This is a genomic window from Bradyrhizobium sp. Unk1 (assembly GCF_059512345.1).
This window is the reverse complement of sequence record NZ_JCAMOP010000187.1, coordinates 1-1,111: the sequence shown is the minus strand read 5'-3', so window position 1 is coordinate 1,111 and position 1,111 is coordinate 1. Positions and strand designations below refer to the sequence as shown.

General features: G+C 59.1%; 1 protein-coding gene. It reads right to left on the bottom strand.

The window, feature by feature from the left end; translation table 11 throughout:
- Window positions 1-195 precede the first annotated feature (195 nt).
- Window positions 196-965 (bottom strand): IS5 family transposase gene (locus tag AC5ZFO_RS48015; RefSeq protein ID WP_496124268.1). Its coding sequence is split into 2 segments (ribosomal slippage): window positions 196-545 and window positions 545-965, totalling 771 coding nucleotides; the frame shifts between segments, so codons are not numbered across the junction.
- Window positions 966-1,111 lie beyond the last annotated feature (146 nt).

The window sequence follows — 1,111 nt, the reverse complement described above, 5'->3', positions numbered from 1 at the left end:
ATCGGCGCCCCCGCCGGCATGAGCATAACCCCGGAAAATTCCAGCGCCGGCTGGCCTAGTTTTGGGGAGCACTTCAACAAACCCCGAGACTCTAACTGCCGCTGGATGAAAATTCAGTGGCAGGTCACTATGTAAACAAACTGCGGAAGCCACTGCAGAACCAATTTCTGTGCGGCTAACTTGTTTGCGTCATAGCTAGGGTGTGGGCTCAATTGATCGAAGCCAAATTCGTACGGAAGCGAGTTGAACGAAAGCAAAGAACGTCGCGCCGAGCTTGTCGTAGCGGGTGGCGATGCGTCGAAACTGCTTCAGTTTGTTGAAGAAGCGCTCAACGTGGCTGCGCTCGCGATAGATGGCCTTCTTCCACCAGAACCTCTTCTTCCGGTTGGATTTGTTGGGAATGTTGGGGATCGCACCTTGATCACGGATGTGGGCACGAACACGATCGGCATCGTAGCCTTTGTCGGCGATGACGACGGCGCCCGCATCGAGTCCGTCCAGCAGGGCCTCGGCGCACGTCACGTCGTGGGCCTCGCCGGGGGGGTCATGAGGCGGACCGGGCGGCCTTTCGCGTCGACGCGCGCGTGGATTTTGGTGGTGAGGCCGCCTCGGCTTCGGCCCACACAACGATCTCCACTCTTTTTTTCACCCCGGAAGCATGCTGATGGACCCGCACGATCGAACTGTCGATCATCCGCACTGACCTTGCCATCGTGTGCCTTGACGACCGCGTCCATCAGCCGGTCCCAGATGCCGGCTTTGCGCCAGCGGTTGAAACGATTGTAAGCGGTCGTATAAGGCCCGTAGCGCTCGGGCAGATCGCGCCACGGCGCTCCCGCGCGCAGAACCCAGAAGATGCCGTTGAGAACGCGGCGGTTGTTGCCTGGCTTGCGACCTCGACGGTCCTTCGGGAGAAGGGGTTCGATAACACTCCACTCGAAATCCGTCAGCTCGTAGCGCATGATCACAGCCCCGATGTTTGGTAGCTTGAATCATGGTCCGCCGTGATCCGCTAGTCGAATTTGAGTACACGGCCTTCTGTAATGGGCCCGATGATGTCAAGCCTCCCGGGTGAACGTCACGCCGCCGAGCTCATGCTTCTGTCCGTGGT